We start from the raw sequence: 14,761 nt of genomic DNA, 5'->3' as shown, positions 1-14,761 counted from the left end.
GGGCGGGGTTGAGCGCTTCGGTGGTGTTTCCTGGCGCTCGCGGCGCGAGTTAAAGCATTCTCCCCAACACGTTCAGACGCGCGATCAACTGGTGTTTGACGACGGCGAGAACGTGCAGCACGATCAATCCCGCGAGCAGGGCGCAACTGGCCCGATGCGCGGCGAAGATGTGGTCGGTGAGCGCGCCTTTACCGAACGGCGTGTGAATCTCGACCAGGCCGAAAAACCAATAGCTGTTCGGGACCATCAGGAAGCCGCTCGCCAGCACCACAAAGATCGTGAGGTAGATCAGATTGTGGACGCCGGATGCGAGCGAACGTTGCCAGGAGGATGCAACGGGGAGTGCGCGGGGTTCCGTGCGAGCAAACTTCCAGCCGAGCCGCAGCGGAAACAGCAGGATCAGCACGGTAGAGACCGACATGTTCAGCCGTGACAGGAAGTCATGGATGGCTCCGCCGGCGGTGTGCGCAAGCGCATAGCCCACGACGCTCGCATAGATGATGACGGCTGCGAACACCCAGTGGAAAAAGCGCGTGAGGCCGTCGTAACGATCCGTTTGCCGCGCTGATTTCAACCGGGATGTGCCGCGCTCGCCAAGGCGATTGGGCCGCCTGGTGGTGGCGCCAGCGCCGTCCGAATTGTCACGGCTATGGTTTGCCGCACGCGGCATCGGGTTCACAGACATCCTCGAGTCCAAAGTCGTCAAGCCGTTCAGAAACGTTAGTGCACGTTGCTCGGCGAGTAATCGGCGCGCTCAGCGTCGGCTTTCGACTCTCCACGAAGCAGCGCATCGTACCTATCATGCATACGATCGTCAATAGAAATGCAAATGACAATCATGTGCATTTACGATGACTCTCAAAGAGCTTGCAGTCTGCTTTCGCGGGGGCATAGGGAAGGGCGATGGCGGGCAGGGGCATCGTGCCTCGCGCGATAAAACCGGGCGGTGGCCCCTCATGCATGAGGGGCATCAAGATGAGCTAGGAGGCCTGCTTCAGCAAGACCTCGATTACTTCCTCGGAAAACCGCTCTGACTGACCTTCGATCAGTACGTGTTCCGGGTATGCCGGATCCCGCTCCGCTTTGGGAAGCCCGTGAGCCACGAGCGCGCGGGCACAACCGGCCCAGTCGGGATTCTCCAGCCATGTCGGTTCGTTGACAGAGGCCCACGACAGCGTGCCGAGCACATTGTCTCCGTAGCCATGCCGCTCGCGCCAGCTAGCGCCGCGAGAGAGCAGAAAAGCGGTCAACTCCGCGTCGCCGCGGATGACAGCATGGTTGAGCGCTGTCGCGTCCCAGTCGCCTCCACACGCGGCGATAGGCCAGCCAAGTTCGACCATGAGCTTGACTGCAGCTTTGGATCCCCATGCTACAGAGTCGGGCAGCAGCCGGAGCCGGTCCTGCGGCAGCGAGCCCGGCAGCTCGGGATGCTGTGCCTGAATGCGGCGCGCCTCGCTTGCGTCAGCGCGGGCACAAGCCGCGATGAACTCATCGTCGGCGGTAAGAGGCTCTTGCGCACCGTAGGCGCGCAAGAGCTCCACGACCTCGGTTAGACCGACCTGTGTCGCCAGCCTGTAAGCACTGATGCCGGCGGGCGTGCACGCCTTGGGATCAGCACCGGCTGCCAGCAGTGCAGCGATATGGCGGGGCGATGTGCGCAAAGCTATTGCCCGCAGCAGCGGGGGCTCCCATGCTTTGGTGGGTCCTTCTCCGGCGGGCTCGTTGGCATCGCCGCCATGAGCCAGCACCAGTTCGAGCGCGGTCGCGTCGCGCATGTCAAGCGCTCGCCGTAATGCATTGGTGCCGGCAACGCGTGCGCCGTGCTGGAGCAGCAGGCGCGTGCAGTCCGGGTTTCCGAGCGAGTGATAGAGCGATTCACCGTCGTTGGGGTCGGCGCCGGCCTGCAGAAGCATCTCCGTGAGAGCCGGATCGCAGAGCACCCCAGCCGCCCCGTAAAGGGCCGATAGTGGGCCTTTCTCGTCGGGGTTTGCCAGTGAGGCCGGTGGGAACCGGTTATAGATACGCTGGTTGGGACTGGCCCCGGCTTGAAGAAGATACTGTGCGCACTCGCGCAGCCGCGGAACGAACTCCGTAAGCAGTCCCAGGCGTGAGTGTGTCACTGCGACCAGCGGCGGAAGGTCCAGTGCTCCGCCCGCGCGGTGGAGCCAATCCGGATCGGCCGCGATTGTCCGGGCCACCACCTCGAGATTTCCCGCAGCGCAGGCGATATAGGCATCGTTTGCGAGGAGGTCGGGATATTCATCCAGGAGCTGAGCCGCGACGCGCGGCCGGGCGTTGTCATAGGCGCCGGTGACATCGCCACCATAGGCGAGGCCAAGCCAGCGGCGTATCCGGGCCGTGAGTTCGTGATGCGCGAACTCGTTTGCCTCGACATGCAGGGCGAGATCAGCCCAGGACGGATAGCCGTACTCGCGGGCGATGCAGGACTGCGCGTCGTGCAGGCGAAGTTGCAGCGCAATCACTTCACTATCCGTGCGGTGCGCGGCGGCGGGGAGATTCTGGATGAAGCGTGCGATGGCGGTTGCGTCACCGTTGCGGTAGAGACGCAACAGTTCCTTGGCCTGCTTTTTCAAATGCTCAAGATTGGCCTTGGGAGGCAGCTTGTTCATGACGGATCCTCGTGCATTGGATGGCCGAAGGTCCGCAATACCGCCAGCACAAAGGATGGTGAGCTATCTGACGCGCTACGACAGGTGGGTTCAACCCTTTCCGCGGACCCGGAAGCGGCCTGCACCGCTAGGCTGAATGCTAGGCGATGGTGTGCGGCTGCGTCAACCTGGATGCTGGATGTGAGCGAACGTTGCCAGGCAGAGGCAACCATTTTTATCTTCTACTTGAATGGTCCGCGTTTTAACCCACTTGCTCAGCGAAACAGCCAGGCTGTCAATAACCCGATTCGAGCATGGTTGTTGTATGGGATATTTGCGAGGGAATGCTTGCAACAGCTGTTGCGCATAATCTCTGCGCGAAAAATATTTCTGAAAGATTGTCAATGTAGAATCCGGCCCGAAGGTCAAACCGGCAGCCGCATTCCTACAAAAAACGGGATTCCAGTGAAAATTAAAAAATATTTGCTTTTACCGACGTTAGGCATCTTCTCTAGCATCGCCCACGCGCAAAGTAGTGTGACTCTTTACGGATCGATTGACGAAGGCTTTCAATATACAAGCAACGTTGGTGGACACTCCGTGTATGCTTTGGTGAGCGGGGTGCAGCAGCAAGGCAATCGCTGGGGTTTAAAGGGACAGGAGGATCTGGGCGGCGGTCTGAGCGCGCTATTCCTGCTCGAAAACGGCTTTAGTTTGAACAATGGTTCGGCACTTCCCAACGGGCAGATGTTTGGTCGCCAAGCCTACGTCGGTCTCGCATCGGACAATGCTGGGGCAGTGACGTTTGGCCGGCAATATGATTCCGTGGTTGATTACGTCGCTCCGCTGACTGCGACCGGAAGTTGGGGCGGTTCGCTTTTCGAACACCTTTTCGACAACGACAATACGGGAGAATCGTTCCGGATTGATAACTCGGTGAAATATACGAGCGCGAATTATTCGGGATTGCAGTTCGGTGGCCTGTACGGGTTCAGCAATCAGGCCGGAGCCTTCGCGGATAACCGCGCGTGGAGTGCTGGCGCGAAGTACGTGAATGGTCCACTGGCCGTCGCTGCAGCGTTCATGGATATCGACAACGCAAGCGCCAATACCGGTGGTGCCGTTACCGAATCACCGTACCTGTCCGCAAAACAACGCGTCGCCACTGCGGGCGCAAACTACACGATTGGCGCCTCCACGCTCGGCCTCGTGTATAGCCACACGGAAATCGTTGACCGTCCCACGACCCCGGCGACTACACTGAAATTCGACAACGTTGAATTTAACGCGAAAGTCAATTTGACAGCGCAGTGGTTTATTGCGGCGATGTACACGTATACGAACGTGTTGAATTCATTCTCGCCGGACCGCTCCGCGCATCAGAATCAACTCGGACTGATGGCGGACTATCGGTTGTCGAAGCGCACTGACTGTTATGTGCAGACGGTCTACGTGAAAGAGTCAGGCCAGGCGATTCCTCCGGCGATTGGCAGCAGCGGTGGCGAGTCTTCAGCCAACAACCAAACCGTGGCGCGAGTCGGCATTCGCACATTGTTCTAATGTGATCGGCGCAAGTCGCAATCGTTCAAAGGACAGAAAAGCGAGGCTGAGCAACCACCGCTCAGGCATCGGTCAATCAACGCTGGACAGCAACTCGATACTGTCGAGTTGCGCAGCGCAGATATCGCGCACGATCGACACAAAATCGCCAAAGGTACGGCCGGCCGTACCTTTGGGCGCGATCGCATACAGCTCGCTCCAAAGGCCGTCCGCGCCCACGCGTTTCGCCAGCACATAGCCGCGTGTGCCGGGCATCGAAACAATGCAGCGCCTGCTTGAGCGCGCCTGCGAGGTGATCCCCGCCGAACGGCTCTGGGTCAATCCCGATTGCGGTCTTAAGACGGGTGGCTGGCCGGGGACGGAAGCCGCACTCGCCAACATGATCGCGGCGGCGCGGACTCTGCGGCAGAAGCTCGAAGCGCAGCGTAACGCAGCGCAAAGGCGCAAGCGCTGCCTGATCGTCTTGTGTGGTTTTTTTGCCCCGCCCGCGAGTTCATCGCCGGCGGGGTTTTGGGCGTGTGCGGATTCGGAAGTAAAATGCGCGCGTACGACTCGTGGAAGCTGGTGCAAATCCAGCGCGGTCGCGCCACTGTGACCGGTTTCAACAAGGACCGGAAGTCAGACCTCGGCGTCGTATCCCTCTCTTCCGACATTGGGGCGCGTCATCCCCAGGAGATATTCGTATGACCGAACCTGTACAGAATCTGGGCTTCGCCCCAGACCGATTCGTTCGCGCCTGTGGGATCGCGTCGGGCTACGGATATCCAGTGCGCTGCGCCTTCGTCGGCGTCGTCGCGGCTCATTGACTTTCACGACCTGGTTTCACCGCCCGCGATCGGCACTATAACGACCCCGGCATGGGGCAGGCTTGACGGCGTTCGCATGCGCATCATGCCCTCCAACAATCTACTAATAACAGGGACGTCCCCCTTATGAAGTTCCATCATTTGATCATTACGTCTGCCCTGACCATGTCGGGCTGGCAGATCGCGCATGCAGACGATTCGTCGCCGCAACAGTTGCAACAGCCGGATCAGACGCCGGCGGTCACCACGCTGCCGAATATCCTCGTCACCGGGGACACGCAGCACTTGCCGCAGTCATTCGATGGGCGCTATGCCTCGACCCAGGTGTTGACCCGCGCGGATCTGGAGCGTCTGTCGCCGATCGACCCGAGCATCACCCAGGCGCTCGCCACGCTGCCCGGGGTCACGATTTCGCAAAACGGCGGCCCGGGAACAAGCGCCTCGGTCAGTATCCGCGGTTCATCGGGAAATCAGGTTGCGGTCTTTATCGACGGTATCCGGGTTGGCTCTGCGACCACGGGCGAAGCGGAGTGGGCCGATCTTCCGACCTCCGCGTTCGACCGCGTCGAAGTCATTTCGGGCCCGGCAGCGGCGTCGTTCGGTGCGGACGCGGTGGGCGGCGTCGTGCAGCTCTTCACGAACCATGCCTCGAACCAGCCGAATCAGACCACGGTTTCCTTCGGCGGCGGCTCGAACAAGACCTTCGACACGCAGGTGCGCACCTCCGGCAGCATTCCCTCCACCGGTCCGCTCGCTGCCCTGTCCGGTGTGACGTATTCGCTTGGCCTGCATGACTACAACACGGCGGGGATCGATGCGACCCAGCCGTGGGCCTATGGGCATGAAGACGGCCGCAATCCGTATCATTCACAGGACGTGGATGGCCGGCTCGGCTACGCCCATGACAACTGGTCGATCTCCACCTTCGCGCTGTATCACCGCTCCAATCTCTCCTACGACGACGCAGGCGGCGATGACTGGCAGCTCGATCACCAGTTGACGACAGGCGTGGCGTTCCATCTGGACATCACGCCGACCACGCAGTTCGATCAGTCGGTCGGCTACTCGACGGACCGCCAGTATGTCTACTCGCATAATCCTTCTATCCCGCCTGATGAGATCGACTCGACGCGCTTTAGCACGTCGACCTCGTTGACCCATCAGGAAAAAGGCCTGACGCTCTTCAATCTGCCGCTGTCCGGCGAGACGAAGCTCGCCTACGACTTCTCCCGCGAGCAAGCGTTTCTGCCGTTCGATATTCCGACGGGGGTGCCGACACGCAACGATTCGGCCGTCTCGCTGCATCAATCGGCCACGCTGGGTGATTTGACGGTGTTCCTCGCGGGCCGTCACGAGATTGTCGAAGGACAGTCGGTCAATACCGGCAATGTCGCTGTCGCTTATGCGATTACGCCGGTCTATACGGCGCGCCTCTCGTATGGCAATGCATTCCGTCTGCCGACCTTCGACGATCTGTACTACCCAGGGTATGCGAACCCGAACATGCTGCCCGAGCGCAGCGATACGGTCGAAGCCGCACTGGATGCCGCAACCTCGTTCGGCACCTTCACAGCCGCTGTGTATGACACGCGCTATCACGACCTCATCAGCTACAACTCGGTCACCTTTCTGCCGGTGAACATCGGGCGGGCGCACATCCAGGGTCTGGAACTCTCGTACAAGGGGACAATCGCCAAAACCACGGATGTGAGCGCCTCGGTCAGCATTCTTAATCCGCAGGATGTTACCGACCAGACGTGGCTGAATCGCCGCCCGCGCCAGACCGCCAGCCTGAGCGTCGATCACACGTGGGACGAGTTTCACCTGCATGCGCTGAGCACGGGCGTCTCGCTGCTTTACGGCGGATCGACCTTCGACGACCAGGCCAACACAATCTATCTGCCGTCGTATACGACCGTCGGCCTGCGTGCCGCATATAAGGTCAACTCGCATCTCACGCTGTCTGCGAATCTGTCGAACCTGTTTAACCGGCAGTATGAGACGGCGTATGGGTACAACACGCTGGGCCGTACGGCATTCGGCAAGCTGGCTTATACGTTCTAGGCTCTGACCCGGACTGATTCGGGGCCGGCACTGTGGCACCATAGGCACGCATGCCTGTCCCAGTGCCACCTCAATTTCGCCAAACTAACGGAGTGAACCATGGCTGGATTTAATCCGATTACGCTGCGCGCAGTCGACAACACCAACAAGCAACTGTTCGAGTATTCCGTTCCGTTCACCCCGGAAATCACGGCCCTGCAACTATTAGAACAGGCGTTTGTGCTCGGGCAGACTCCTGCGACTTCCGATCCGTTCCTGTTCACGCTCGAATACTACGGCTATAGCGAATCGACGCAGTTTCCTGGGTACCTGGGATACGAAATCGAAAGTATCGCGGGGCTGCCGAATAACTCCCAATTCTATTGGGAGCTGCTGGTCAATGATGTTGCTTCGCTCAGCGGGGCGAATACGACTTATCCGAATCCGGGTTCGACGGTGACGTGGCAGTACACGGCCATACCGTCGGCGCCCGCTAGCCTTTCCAGAAGGGCTGCGCTGGTGCAGAAGCGGCACGCGGGCTGAGGCGTTCAGACTGAGCGGATAAATTTCACGCACATCGCGTGAAATTCTGGAGAGTGCCAGTCGCTAGTAACGAGCAGACCACGGCGGGTCATGGCGCGACTTCCAGCCTGATCAACGTAACCGGTGCGCACCTTGAAGGGACGGCAAGCCTCGCGGGGCTGGTCACGCTGAATGTGGACGTCGCGCTCGCTGCGCCCGTGACGCAGACTGCGCTGGTGCAGCCCGCCCCGCAGTGCGCGAGCTCGGGGCAATTCATCTCGAATCCGTCCGACGCATCCGCGTTCTATGTTTGCGCCGGAACGCCCCCGCAACCGATCGAACGCATCTGCCCGACCGGCCTGCTGTTCAATGCCAAAACCAGCGCCTGTGACTGGCCCGACGTGGTGCAGCAAGCGGAAATGTAGCGGATCTGCTTCGTTCCAGTCGTGCGAACACCGCGATCGACAGCAGCAGAACCAGCGCGACTGAAACGAGTGCAACGCCAAAGTGCCGATAAGCCGTCTCGCGATCCGCTGAAGTCATGAAAATGCCAAACACAGCCACACCGAACGCACCCGCTATCTGCCGGAAGAAATTCACCACGGCTGAGATCATGCCGCCGCGTTCCGGGCCGATTGAGTTCATCGCCATCGCCGTGATCGTCGAAGAAATGAAGCCTATGCCGAAGGTCGTCACCGCGAAGGCCGGCAGCATCAAGCCGTAACTGGTGCGCAGAGCCGGGAGAGCGAGGTACAGCAAGCCGGGAATCATGAGCCAGAAGCCGATTGCGATGCTGCGCTCCGGGCCGTACGTCCGGCTGATCCTGGCGCTCAACAGGTTGGAGACGATCAACGGCAGTGTGACCGGTATAAAGGCAAGGCCTGCCTGCAACACGGTCATCTTCAGATAGTGTCTGAAATATAGACTCGAAAAGAACACCACGCCGAAGTAGACGAAATTCACCATCACAGCGATCAGGAATACCTTCTGCAGTCCGACATTTCTGAAAATATCCAGTGGAATCGCGGGATCTTGCGAGCGCTTCTCGACCCGGATGAAAATGGCGAGGCTGACCACGGCTGCGGCCGCAAGCGCCAGTCTTGCATCGCGCGAAAGCTCCGCGAAATTGATGATGAGAACCAGCAGCGCGGTCGCAAAGCAGAGAAGCAGCAACTGGCCGATCCAGTCCTGGCTTCGTGCGTCGCGCCGCGGTGTGGCCTTTACATGGCGCGCCGTGAGAAAGACGCCGAGCGCGCAGATCGGCAGGTTGATAAAAAAGATGTAGCGCCAGTTGGCAATGGAGTTGATGATGCCGCCGAAAATCGGACCGCTGGTCAGCGCAGCGCCGCCAAATGCCATCCAGATGGACACTAGCGTGAGCCTGAGACTCTTGTTGTCCGGGAGCGCCCAGTTGATGACGGCCAGCGAATTCGGCACGATGATCGCCGCTCCAATGCCCTGAACGAAACGCGCCAGCAACATGGTCGGCACGGTGGGCGCCATGCCGCAGGCGAGCGATGCGGCGCAAAAGACCGCATAGCCGAGAAGCAGAAAATTCTTGCTGCCGTAGCGGTCGCCGAGCACGCCCGCGGAGAGCAGCACAACGGAGAACGACAGCGTGTAGCTATTGACGATCCACTGCAGCATCGCCACGTCTATCTGAAAGTAATGCTGTATCGCGGGCAAGCTGAGGTTGACGATCGAAACGTCGAGCTGCACCACGAAGTAGCCGAGCGACGTGGCCGCCATCAGCAGCACGAGTTGCCACATGCGCATTGTGTTTTTCGCGCCGGCAGTCGCGAACGCGGTCGGGGTCTCGCTCATCGTTCTTCTTCACATGGGGAGGGGGATGGCGGCACGTTGCGCTCCTGCTGCCGCAGTGATCCGAAGGAGACAAGGTGTGCCGGAGTTTTGTGGCCATGCAAGAATGCGATGCGCCAGGATAAACGTCCAATATATTATTCGCTCGGTATTAGGTCGAAGAATATATTAGCGGGGCCGCGTTCAATCAAAGACCTATTGAAGCGCGCACGCGGCTAGAATGCTGGCCGGGTTCGATGGTCGCGTTGGTCCCGCCTGGACCTGCCTAGATCAGGCAATTGGGGCAACGACACATAAAATCAGCACGCAGAAGGAGACATGCATGGCAAGTCCAGAACCAGCCGGGTCCGCTATCCCTGCTACTACCGTGGGCGGCACCGCTCACACGCCAGGCCCCGGCGCTGCGGCGGCGCCAGACGCCGGCACGATCTCCGCGCGCCTCGACCGCTTGCCGGCTACGCGTTCCATCTGGAAGCTCGTCGTGCTGCTGAGCCTCGGCTTCTTCTTCGAACTCTACGATTTGCTCTATACCGGCTACGTCGCGCCCGGTCTCGTCAAAAGCGGCCTCTTGACGGCGACGACGCAGGGCCTGTTCGGCACGACCGGTGTTGCGAGCTTTATCGCCGCGCTGTTCTCGGGGTTGTTCATCGGCACCATCGCCTGCGGCTTCCTCGCCGACCGCTTCGGGCGCCGTGCGGTGTTTACCTGGTCGCTGCTGTGGTACACGGCAGCCAACGTCGTGATGGCGTTCCAGGAGAGCGCCACAGGCCTGAACTTCTGGCGCTTCCTGGCAGGCGTCGGGATCGGTGTCGAACTGGTGACGATCGGCACGTATATTTCTGAGCTGGTGCCGAAGGAGATCCGTGGCCGGGCGTTTGCCTGCGAGCAGGCGGTCGGCTTCACGGCGGTGCCGGTGGTGGCGTTTCTTTCCTATCTGCTGGTGCCGCGCACCTTGCTCGGTCTCGACGGCTGGCGCTGGGTCGTGCTGATCGGTGCACACGGTGCGCTGTTCGTCTGGTGGATCCGCCGGGCGCTGCCGGAGAGCCCGCGCTGGCTGGCACAGCAGGGGCGCCTGGCCGAGGCGGACCGGGTGATGAGCGAGCTCGAAGCGAAGGTGCGCAGCGAGTATGGCCGCGAGCTGCCTCCTCCCGCCGCGCCCGTGCCGGTTGCGCCGCGCGGCAGCTTCCGCGACATGTGGGTGCCGCCGTACCGCAACCGCACGCTGATGATGACGATCTTCAACGTGTTCCAGACGGTCGGTTTCTACGGCTTTGCCAACTGGGTGCCGACGCTGCTCATCAAGCAAGGCATCACGATCACCACGAGCCTGATGTATTCGAGCATCATTGCCCTCGCTGCGCCGCTCGGGCCGGTCATCGGCCTCTTTATCGGCGACCGCTTCGAGCGCAAGACGGTGATTGTCGTGATGGCGGCGGCGAATATCGTCTGCGGGCTGTTGTTCAGCCAGGTTGCGCAGGCCGTGCTGCTCGTGAGCCTGGGCGTCTGCCTGACGCTGGCCAGCAATATCATGTCGTACAGCTTCCACGCCTACCAGTCCGAGCTGTTTCCGACCAGCATCCGTGCGCGGGCAGTCGGCTTTGTCTACTCATGGAGCCGCTTCTCGGCGATTTTTACGGCCTTCCTGATCGCCTCGGTACTCAAGGGGTTCGGCACGACGGGGGTGTTCGTGTTCATCGCCGGCGCGATGCTGATCGTCATGCTCGCAATTGGATTGATGGGGCCGCGCACCAACGGACTCGAACTCGAAAAAATCTCCAGCTAACCAAGGCGCGCGAAGCGTGACTCGTGAGAGAGGCGCAGTGCTCAATCCTCTCAATCAGTGCTTGCGCGCCCACTGGGCGAGCCCCGCGCACGCAACCAGCATCGTGCCGGTGACGAAGAACACGGAATGCAGCCCAAGAGACACACCGATCGCACCGCCAATCACTGGGCCGACTACTTGACCGCAGAATTGCGCGGACTGCAGATAGCCGAGCATTTGCCCCGTTTTGCTCTCGTCGACCGATTGCCTGGCCAGCTTGGCGATGGAGGGCAGCAGTCCGGCGAGCGTCATCCCCATCAGCACGCGTAATCCAGCGAGCTGCCACCACTCTACGACGAAGGCCTGCGGGATCATCACGAGGCCGGTAAGCACCAGGCAGCCGATGATGACGTTCCAGCTGCCGATGCGGTCAGCCAGAGCGCCGAGCCGGGCCGCCGTCAACATGCTGCCGAGCGCGGAACACGCCATCACCACGCCGGCGACGCGAGTCAGGTGATCGGCCCGCACGCCCAGACCGCCTATATACACGGTGATGATCGGTTCGATCGACATATTTGCGAGCAGAACCATCATTGCCGTCACGAGGAGCGCCGCCACCGCCGCGTAATTCGAGCGGCGAACCGGGGTTGCGCTCTGGCTGGCGGCGCGGTTCTTCGCGTGGTCGGCGGGATTGAAGTCCTCCTTGACGACGAAGATTGTCAGCAACGCCGCCACCGCGATCATCGCGCCGCCGGCAAAGAAGGTGCCACGAATCCCGATCCACCCGGGCAGCAGGCCGCCAATCAGCGGTCCGACCAGGTTGCCGGCGAGGGCGCCGGTCGACAGGATTCCCAGCGCCCAGCCGGCCCGCTCGCGCGGCGCCTGTGAGCCGACCATCACGGTGGAGGCGGACGAGTAGCCGCCCACCAGACCGGCGATCAGGCGAAGCGCCACCAGCTGATGAACCGTATGGACGACGCCGATCAACGACATCACCACGGCCATGCCAATGGCCGCGCGCACGAGCATCGGCTTGCGGCCGTAGCGATCCGCCAGACGCCCCCAGAGCGGCGCAGTGGCGGCTGTGCCGAGGAACGTCGCACCGAATGCGACGCCTGACCATTGAATGATGGCCGACGGCGATTCGACACCCAGTTGCCGGACATACAACGGCAGGAACGGCAGCAGCATGCTCAGGCTGACGAGCGTGGTGAACGAGCCGAATACGCAGACCGCGAGATTGCGCTTCCAGTGATTCTCATTGCGCTCGGCGTAACTCGGCGAGATCCGCTGGCCGACTGGACGCAACAGGGAGTGAGCAGCTTGATTCATTTCAACCTCAGCGCGGCAAACAGATCGACAGCCAGGGCAATTGCGAGCGAGGCGGCGCCGATCACGAACAGCATCAGGTAGTTGCCGCCGCTCGCGGAAAACAGGAACGACAGGCCATAGGCGGCAACCGCTTGCAACACGGCGAAACTGGTCGTGGCCTTGCTCCAGGCGGCTTTCTGCGCGGAGGGGTGGTGCACCAGCAGTTCATTCACCCTGCCTAGCACGAGCGGCACGATGCCCGGGGTGAACGCGCCGACTACGACGCTCGACACAATCAGCCCGGCGGGGCCAAGCCCGAGGACCGGAAGCGCAACGGCGACGATCTGCATGACATAGGCGACCCGTAGCGCCGGACCGAAACCGGCGCGGTCGGCGAGGTGCCCGGTAAGCAGGGGACCGACGATGGCGCCGAGGCCATACAACACCCAGTACTGCGCGCCGGCATCCACGCCTTTGCCGAGTCCGCGGGCGACGAAGTCCACCAGAAAGATCATGTGCGGCACGAGACCGGCGGCGTTCAGCGCGTATTCGACATACAACGCGCGCAACGCCGGCGCCGGATGAGCTGCGCGGTGCGCAGTGTGCGAGTGGGCGGGCGCAGCTGCCGCCGGGTCCTGTTGCGGCCAGCCATTCCATGCGACGGCGCTCAGCAACAGCGACACCACGCCCAGCCCCAGCCACGTCTGGGTCAGCCCTTGGCGCAGCAGCAGCGGCACGATCGTCCCCGACGCTGCGATGCCGAGACCAATGCCGGTGAAGATGGCGCCGCCCGCAAAGCCGCGCCGCGACGGCGCGACGTGCGCCAGAATCGTCGGTGCGGCGAGCACCATCAGTGCGCCACCGGACAACCCCGACGCGAAGCGCCACAGGAAGAACCATAAAAACGACACAGGGAATGCGCAGGCAAAGAAGGCGATTGCCGCCAGCAGCATCATGGCGCGCAACACGGTGGCGGGCGACGACCATTTAACCAGCAGGCGTGCGGCAAGCGCTCCGGCCAGATAGCCGCCCAGATTCGCCGCGCCAAGATAGGCCGCTGTCGATGCCTCGAACCAGTGGGCGCCGATGATGGCCGGAAGCAGCGGCGTATAGGCGAAACGCGCCAGCCCGATACCAACCAGGCTTGCACTGGCGCCAGCCACGGTGCCGCGCCACACATTGAAGGCCGGCGCTTCCGATTTACCCGACACTGCGTAGTCCATGCTGCCTCCGCTAAACCAGATACCTCGCCGGGTATCCGTTTCAATGGAGCCAGTCTAGATTGAACCGATTCTGGAGAGAATCGCCTCGCGCCGGAAGACATTCTTCCGCCGGCCGATTCAATCGGTATCGGTAATCAGCTCGAACTGCTTGAAATGGCGGCGCAGGCGCGGGGTCGCGAAATCGACGAAGGCGCGCACCTTCGGGACAGAAAGGCGCCCCTGCGGTGTGAGCAGATGCACGGGGAGCGGCGTGTGTTCGCTATCGCGCAGGACGATCTTGAGCGTGCCTTCCTTGACCTGCTGGGCCACGTGGTAGGAGAACATGCGCGTAACGCCGTGTCCGGCGACTGCCGAGGTCACCGCGGCGCGGATCGTGTTGACGATAAAACGCGGTGTGAATTGCACCACCAGCGGAATCGTCGAGTGGCCCGTCGGCGGAAAGCTCCAGGAGTCCAGACCGAAATGCGTCATCGAGATGATGCGATGCTGGGCGAGATCGGCCGGCTCGTCGATGCGGGGGTGCTTCGCAAGGTAGCGCGGCGATGCGGCCACGACCCGCCGGACTTCGCCGACCGGGATCGCGATCAGCGTCGAGTCGGACAGATGGGCGATGCGCAACGCGACATCGATACCCTCGTCGATCAGGCTGACCGGACGGTCGAGCAGTTGCAGGCGCACCGACACGTCGGGATAGCGTTCGACGAAATCGTCCAGGATCGGGCGCAGCACATCCTCGCCGGCGGCGACCGGTGCGGTCACCGTCAGGAGACCCCGCGGCGAGGATTTTTCATCCGCAACCAGCAGATCGGCTTCCTCGAGTTCGGTGAGGATGCGCCGGCAAGCCGAGGCGTAGCGCTCGCCCGCTTCGCTCAGCTTGATGGTTCGGGTGGTCCGGTGCAGCAGGGCCGTCCCCGTGTGTTCCTCGAGGAAGGCGATGGCCCGGCTCACTGCCGCGGGCGAGCGGCCAAGCCGGCGAGCCGCGCCCGCCAGACTGCCTTCGTCCAGCGTGGCGACGAACACCTTCATCGCGTCGATTCGGTCCATGTTGCGTCAGAGGGTCGGTGGCGTGATTGCCTGCCGAAGTCTACCGCGCAAGGGGCGTGG

General features: G+C 61.8%; 11 protein-coding genes, 2 pseudogenes and 1 riboswitch. Of the genes and pseudogenes, 6 read left to right on the top strand and 7 right to left on the bottom strand.

What is annotated here, in order from left to right:
* Window positions 1-49 precede the first annotated feature (49 nt).
* Both FFS45_RS36560 and FFS45_RS36555 read right to left on the bottom strand, forming a co-directional pair.
* Entirely contained in the window at window positions 50-685 is a 636-nt protein-coding gene (locus FFS45_RS36560) for a cytochrome b/b6 domain-containing protein (RefSeq protein WP_212745795.1), read from the bottom strand.
* Between the two features lie 295 nt (window positions 686-980).
* Entirely contained in the window at window positions 981-2,630 is a 1,650-nt protein-coding gene (locus FFS45_RS36555; protein WP_137959503.1) for an ankyrin repeat domain-containing protein, read from the bottom strand.
* A gap of 180 nt (window positions 2,631-2,810) precedes the next feature.
* Here FFS45_RS36555 and FFS45_RS36550 point away from each other — a divergent pair, with 180 nt between their 5' ends.
* Window positions 2,811-4,169: a porin gene (locus tag FFS45_RS36550; protein ID WP_349292343.1), complete on the top strand. Its 1,359-nt coding sequence runs from the start codon at window positions 2,811-2,813 to the stop codon at window positions 4,167-4,169.
* Window positions 4,170-4,241: 72 nt separating this feature from the next.
* Here FFS45_RS36550 and FFS45_RS36545 read toward each other — a convergent pair.
* Window positions 4,242-4,406: pseudogene (locus tag FFS45_RS36545) on the bottom strand (LysR family transcriptional regulator); the annotation flags it as partial.
* Between the two features lies 1 nt (window position 4,407).
* On the opposite strand from FFS45_RS36545, the pseudogene FFS45_RS42630 reads away from it, so the two are divergent.
* From FFS45_RS42630 to FFS45_RS36525, 4 genes and pseudogenes are all read left to right on the top strand, one after another.
* Window positions 4,408-4,596, top strand: a pseudogene (locus FFS45_RS42630) (hypothetical protein); the annotation flags it as partial.
* A gap of 102 nt (window positions 4,597-4,698) precedes the next feature.
* A riboswitch (adenosylcobalamin (AdoCbl) riboswitch) is annotated at window positions 4,699-4,848 on the top strand.
* Window positions 4,849-5,101: 253 nt separating this feature from the next.
* Window positions 5,102-7,039, top strand: a complete 1,938-nt coding sequence (locus FFS45_RS36535; RefSeq protein ID WP_137959502.1) for a TonB-dependent receptor — start codon at window positions 5,102-5,104, stop codon at window positions 7,037-7,039.
* A gap of 99 nt (window positions 7,040-7,138) precedes the next feature.
* Window positions 7,139-7,561, top strand: a complete 423-nt coding sequence (locus FFS45_RS36530; RefSeq protein ID WP_137959501.1) for a DUF4430 domain-containing protein — start codon at window positions 7,139-7,141, stop codon at window positions 7,559-7,561.
* A 53-nt stretch (window positions 7,562-7,614) separates the two neighbouring features.
* Complete coding sequence (locus tag FFS45_RS36525) at window positions 7,615-7,965, top strand: carbohydrate-binding module family 14 protein (RefSeq protein WP_171029857.1); 351 nt, start codon at window positions 7,615-7,617, stop codon at window positions 7,963-7,965.
* On the opposite strand, the gene FFS45_RS36520 is transcribed toward FFS45_RS36525, so the two are convergent.
* A complete protein-coding gene (locus FFS45_RS36520; RefSeq protein ID WP_137959499.1) occupies window positions 7,907-9,364 on the bottom strand; it encodes an MFS transporter in 1,458 nt (485 codons plus the stop codon). The two genes, FFS45_RS36525 and FFS45_RS36520, sit on opposite strands and share 59 nt — an antisense overlap.
* A 319-nt stretch (window positions 9,365-9,683) precedes the next feature.
* On the opposite strand from FFS45_RS36520, the gene FFS45_RS36515 reads away from it, so the two are divergent.
* Window positions 9,684-11,144 (top strand): MFS transporter, encoded by a 1,461-nt coding sequence (locus tag FFS45_RS36515; RefSeq protein ID WP_137959498.1) that lies wholly within the window; start codon window positions 9,684-9,686, stop codon window positions 11,142-11,144.
* Between the two features lie 54 nt (window positions 11,145-11,198).
* Here FFS45_RS36515 and FFS45_RS36510 read toward each other — a convergent pair whose 3' ends face one another.
* The 3 genes from FFS45_RS36510 to FFS45_RS36500 form a co-directional block, all read right to left on the bottom strand.
* Window positions 11,199-12,455 (bottom strand): MFS transporter, encoded by a 1,257-nt coding sequence (locus tag FFS45_RS36510; protein WP_137959497.1) that lies wholly within the window; start codon window positions 12,453-12,455, stop codon window positions 11,199-11,201.
* On the bottom strand, window positions 12,452-13,657 hold the full coding sequence (locus FFS45_RS36505; RefSeq protein WP_137959496.1) for a YbfB/YjiJ family MFS transporter: 1,206 nt from the start codon (window positions 13,655-13,657) through the stop codon (window positions 12,452-12,454). Before FFS45_RS36505 ends, FFS45_RS36510 begins: the two co-directional genes overlap by 4 nt.
* 117 nt (window positions 13,658-13,774) lie before the next feature.
* The gene (locus FFS45_RS36500) at window positions 13,775-14,701 is read right to left on the bottom strand and encodes a LysR family transcriptional regulator (protein WP_137959495.1); all 927 of its coding nucleotides are present in this window, start codon (window positions 14,699-14,701) and stop codon (window positions 13,775-13,777) included.
* Window positions 14,702-14,761: the final 60 nt, after the last annotated feature.

The sequence above is a fragment of the Burkholderia sp. 4M9327F10 genome (assembly GCF_005503145.1).
Classification (GTDB): Bacteria; Pseudomonadota; Gammaproteobacteria; order Burkholderiales; family Burkholderiaceae; genus Paraburkholderia.
This window is presented reverse-complemented; position numbering and strand designations above follow the sequence as displayed.

Excerpts from the sequence above, each read along its gene's own strand:
- FFS45_RS36500 (WP_137959495.1), bottom strand. The coding sequence starts at position 14,701 with ATGGACCGAATCGACGCGATGAAGGTGTTCGTCGCCACGCTGGACGAA.
- FFS45_RS36560 (WP_212745795.1), bottom strand. The coding sequence starts at position 685 with ATGTCTGTGAACCCGATGCCGCGTGCGGCAAACCATAGCCGTGACAAT.
- FFS45_RS36510 (WP_137959497.1), bottom strand. The coding sequence starts at position 12,455 with ATGAATCAAGCTGCTCACTCCCTGTTGCGTCCAGTCGGCCAGCGGATC.
- FFS45_RS36530 (WP_137959501.1), top strand. The coding sequence starts at position 7,139 with ATGGCTGGATTTAATCCGATTACGCTGCGCGCAGTCGACAACACCAAC.
- FFS45_RS36535 (WP_137959502.1), top strand. The coding sequence starts at position 5,102 with ATGAAGTTCCATCATTTGATCATTACGTCTGCCCTGACCATGTCGGGC.
- FFS45_RS36505 (WP_137959496.1), bottom strand. The coding sequence starts at position 13,657 with ATGGACTACGCAGTGTCGGGTAAATCGGAAGCGCCGGCCTTCAATGTG.
- FFS45_RS36555 (WP_137959503.1), bottom strand. The coding sequence starts at position 2,630 with ATGAACAAGCTGCCTCCCAAGGCCAATCTTGAGCATTTGAAAAAGCAG.
- FFS45_RS36520 (WP_137959499.1), bottom strand. The coding sequence starts at position 9,364 with ATGAGCGAGACCCCGACCGCGTTCGCGACTGCCGGCGCGAAAAACACA.
- FFS45_RS36515 (WP_137959498.1), top strand. The coding sequence starts at position 9,684 with ATGGCAAGTCCAGAACCAGCCGGGTCCGCTATCCCTGCTACTACCGTG.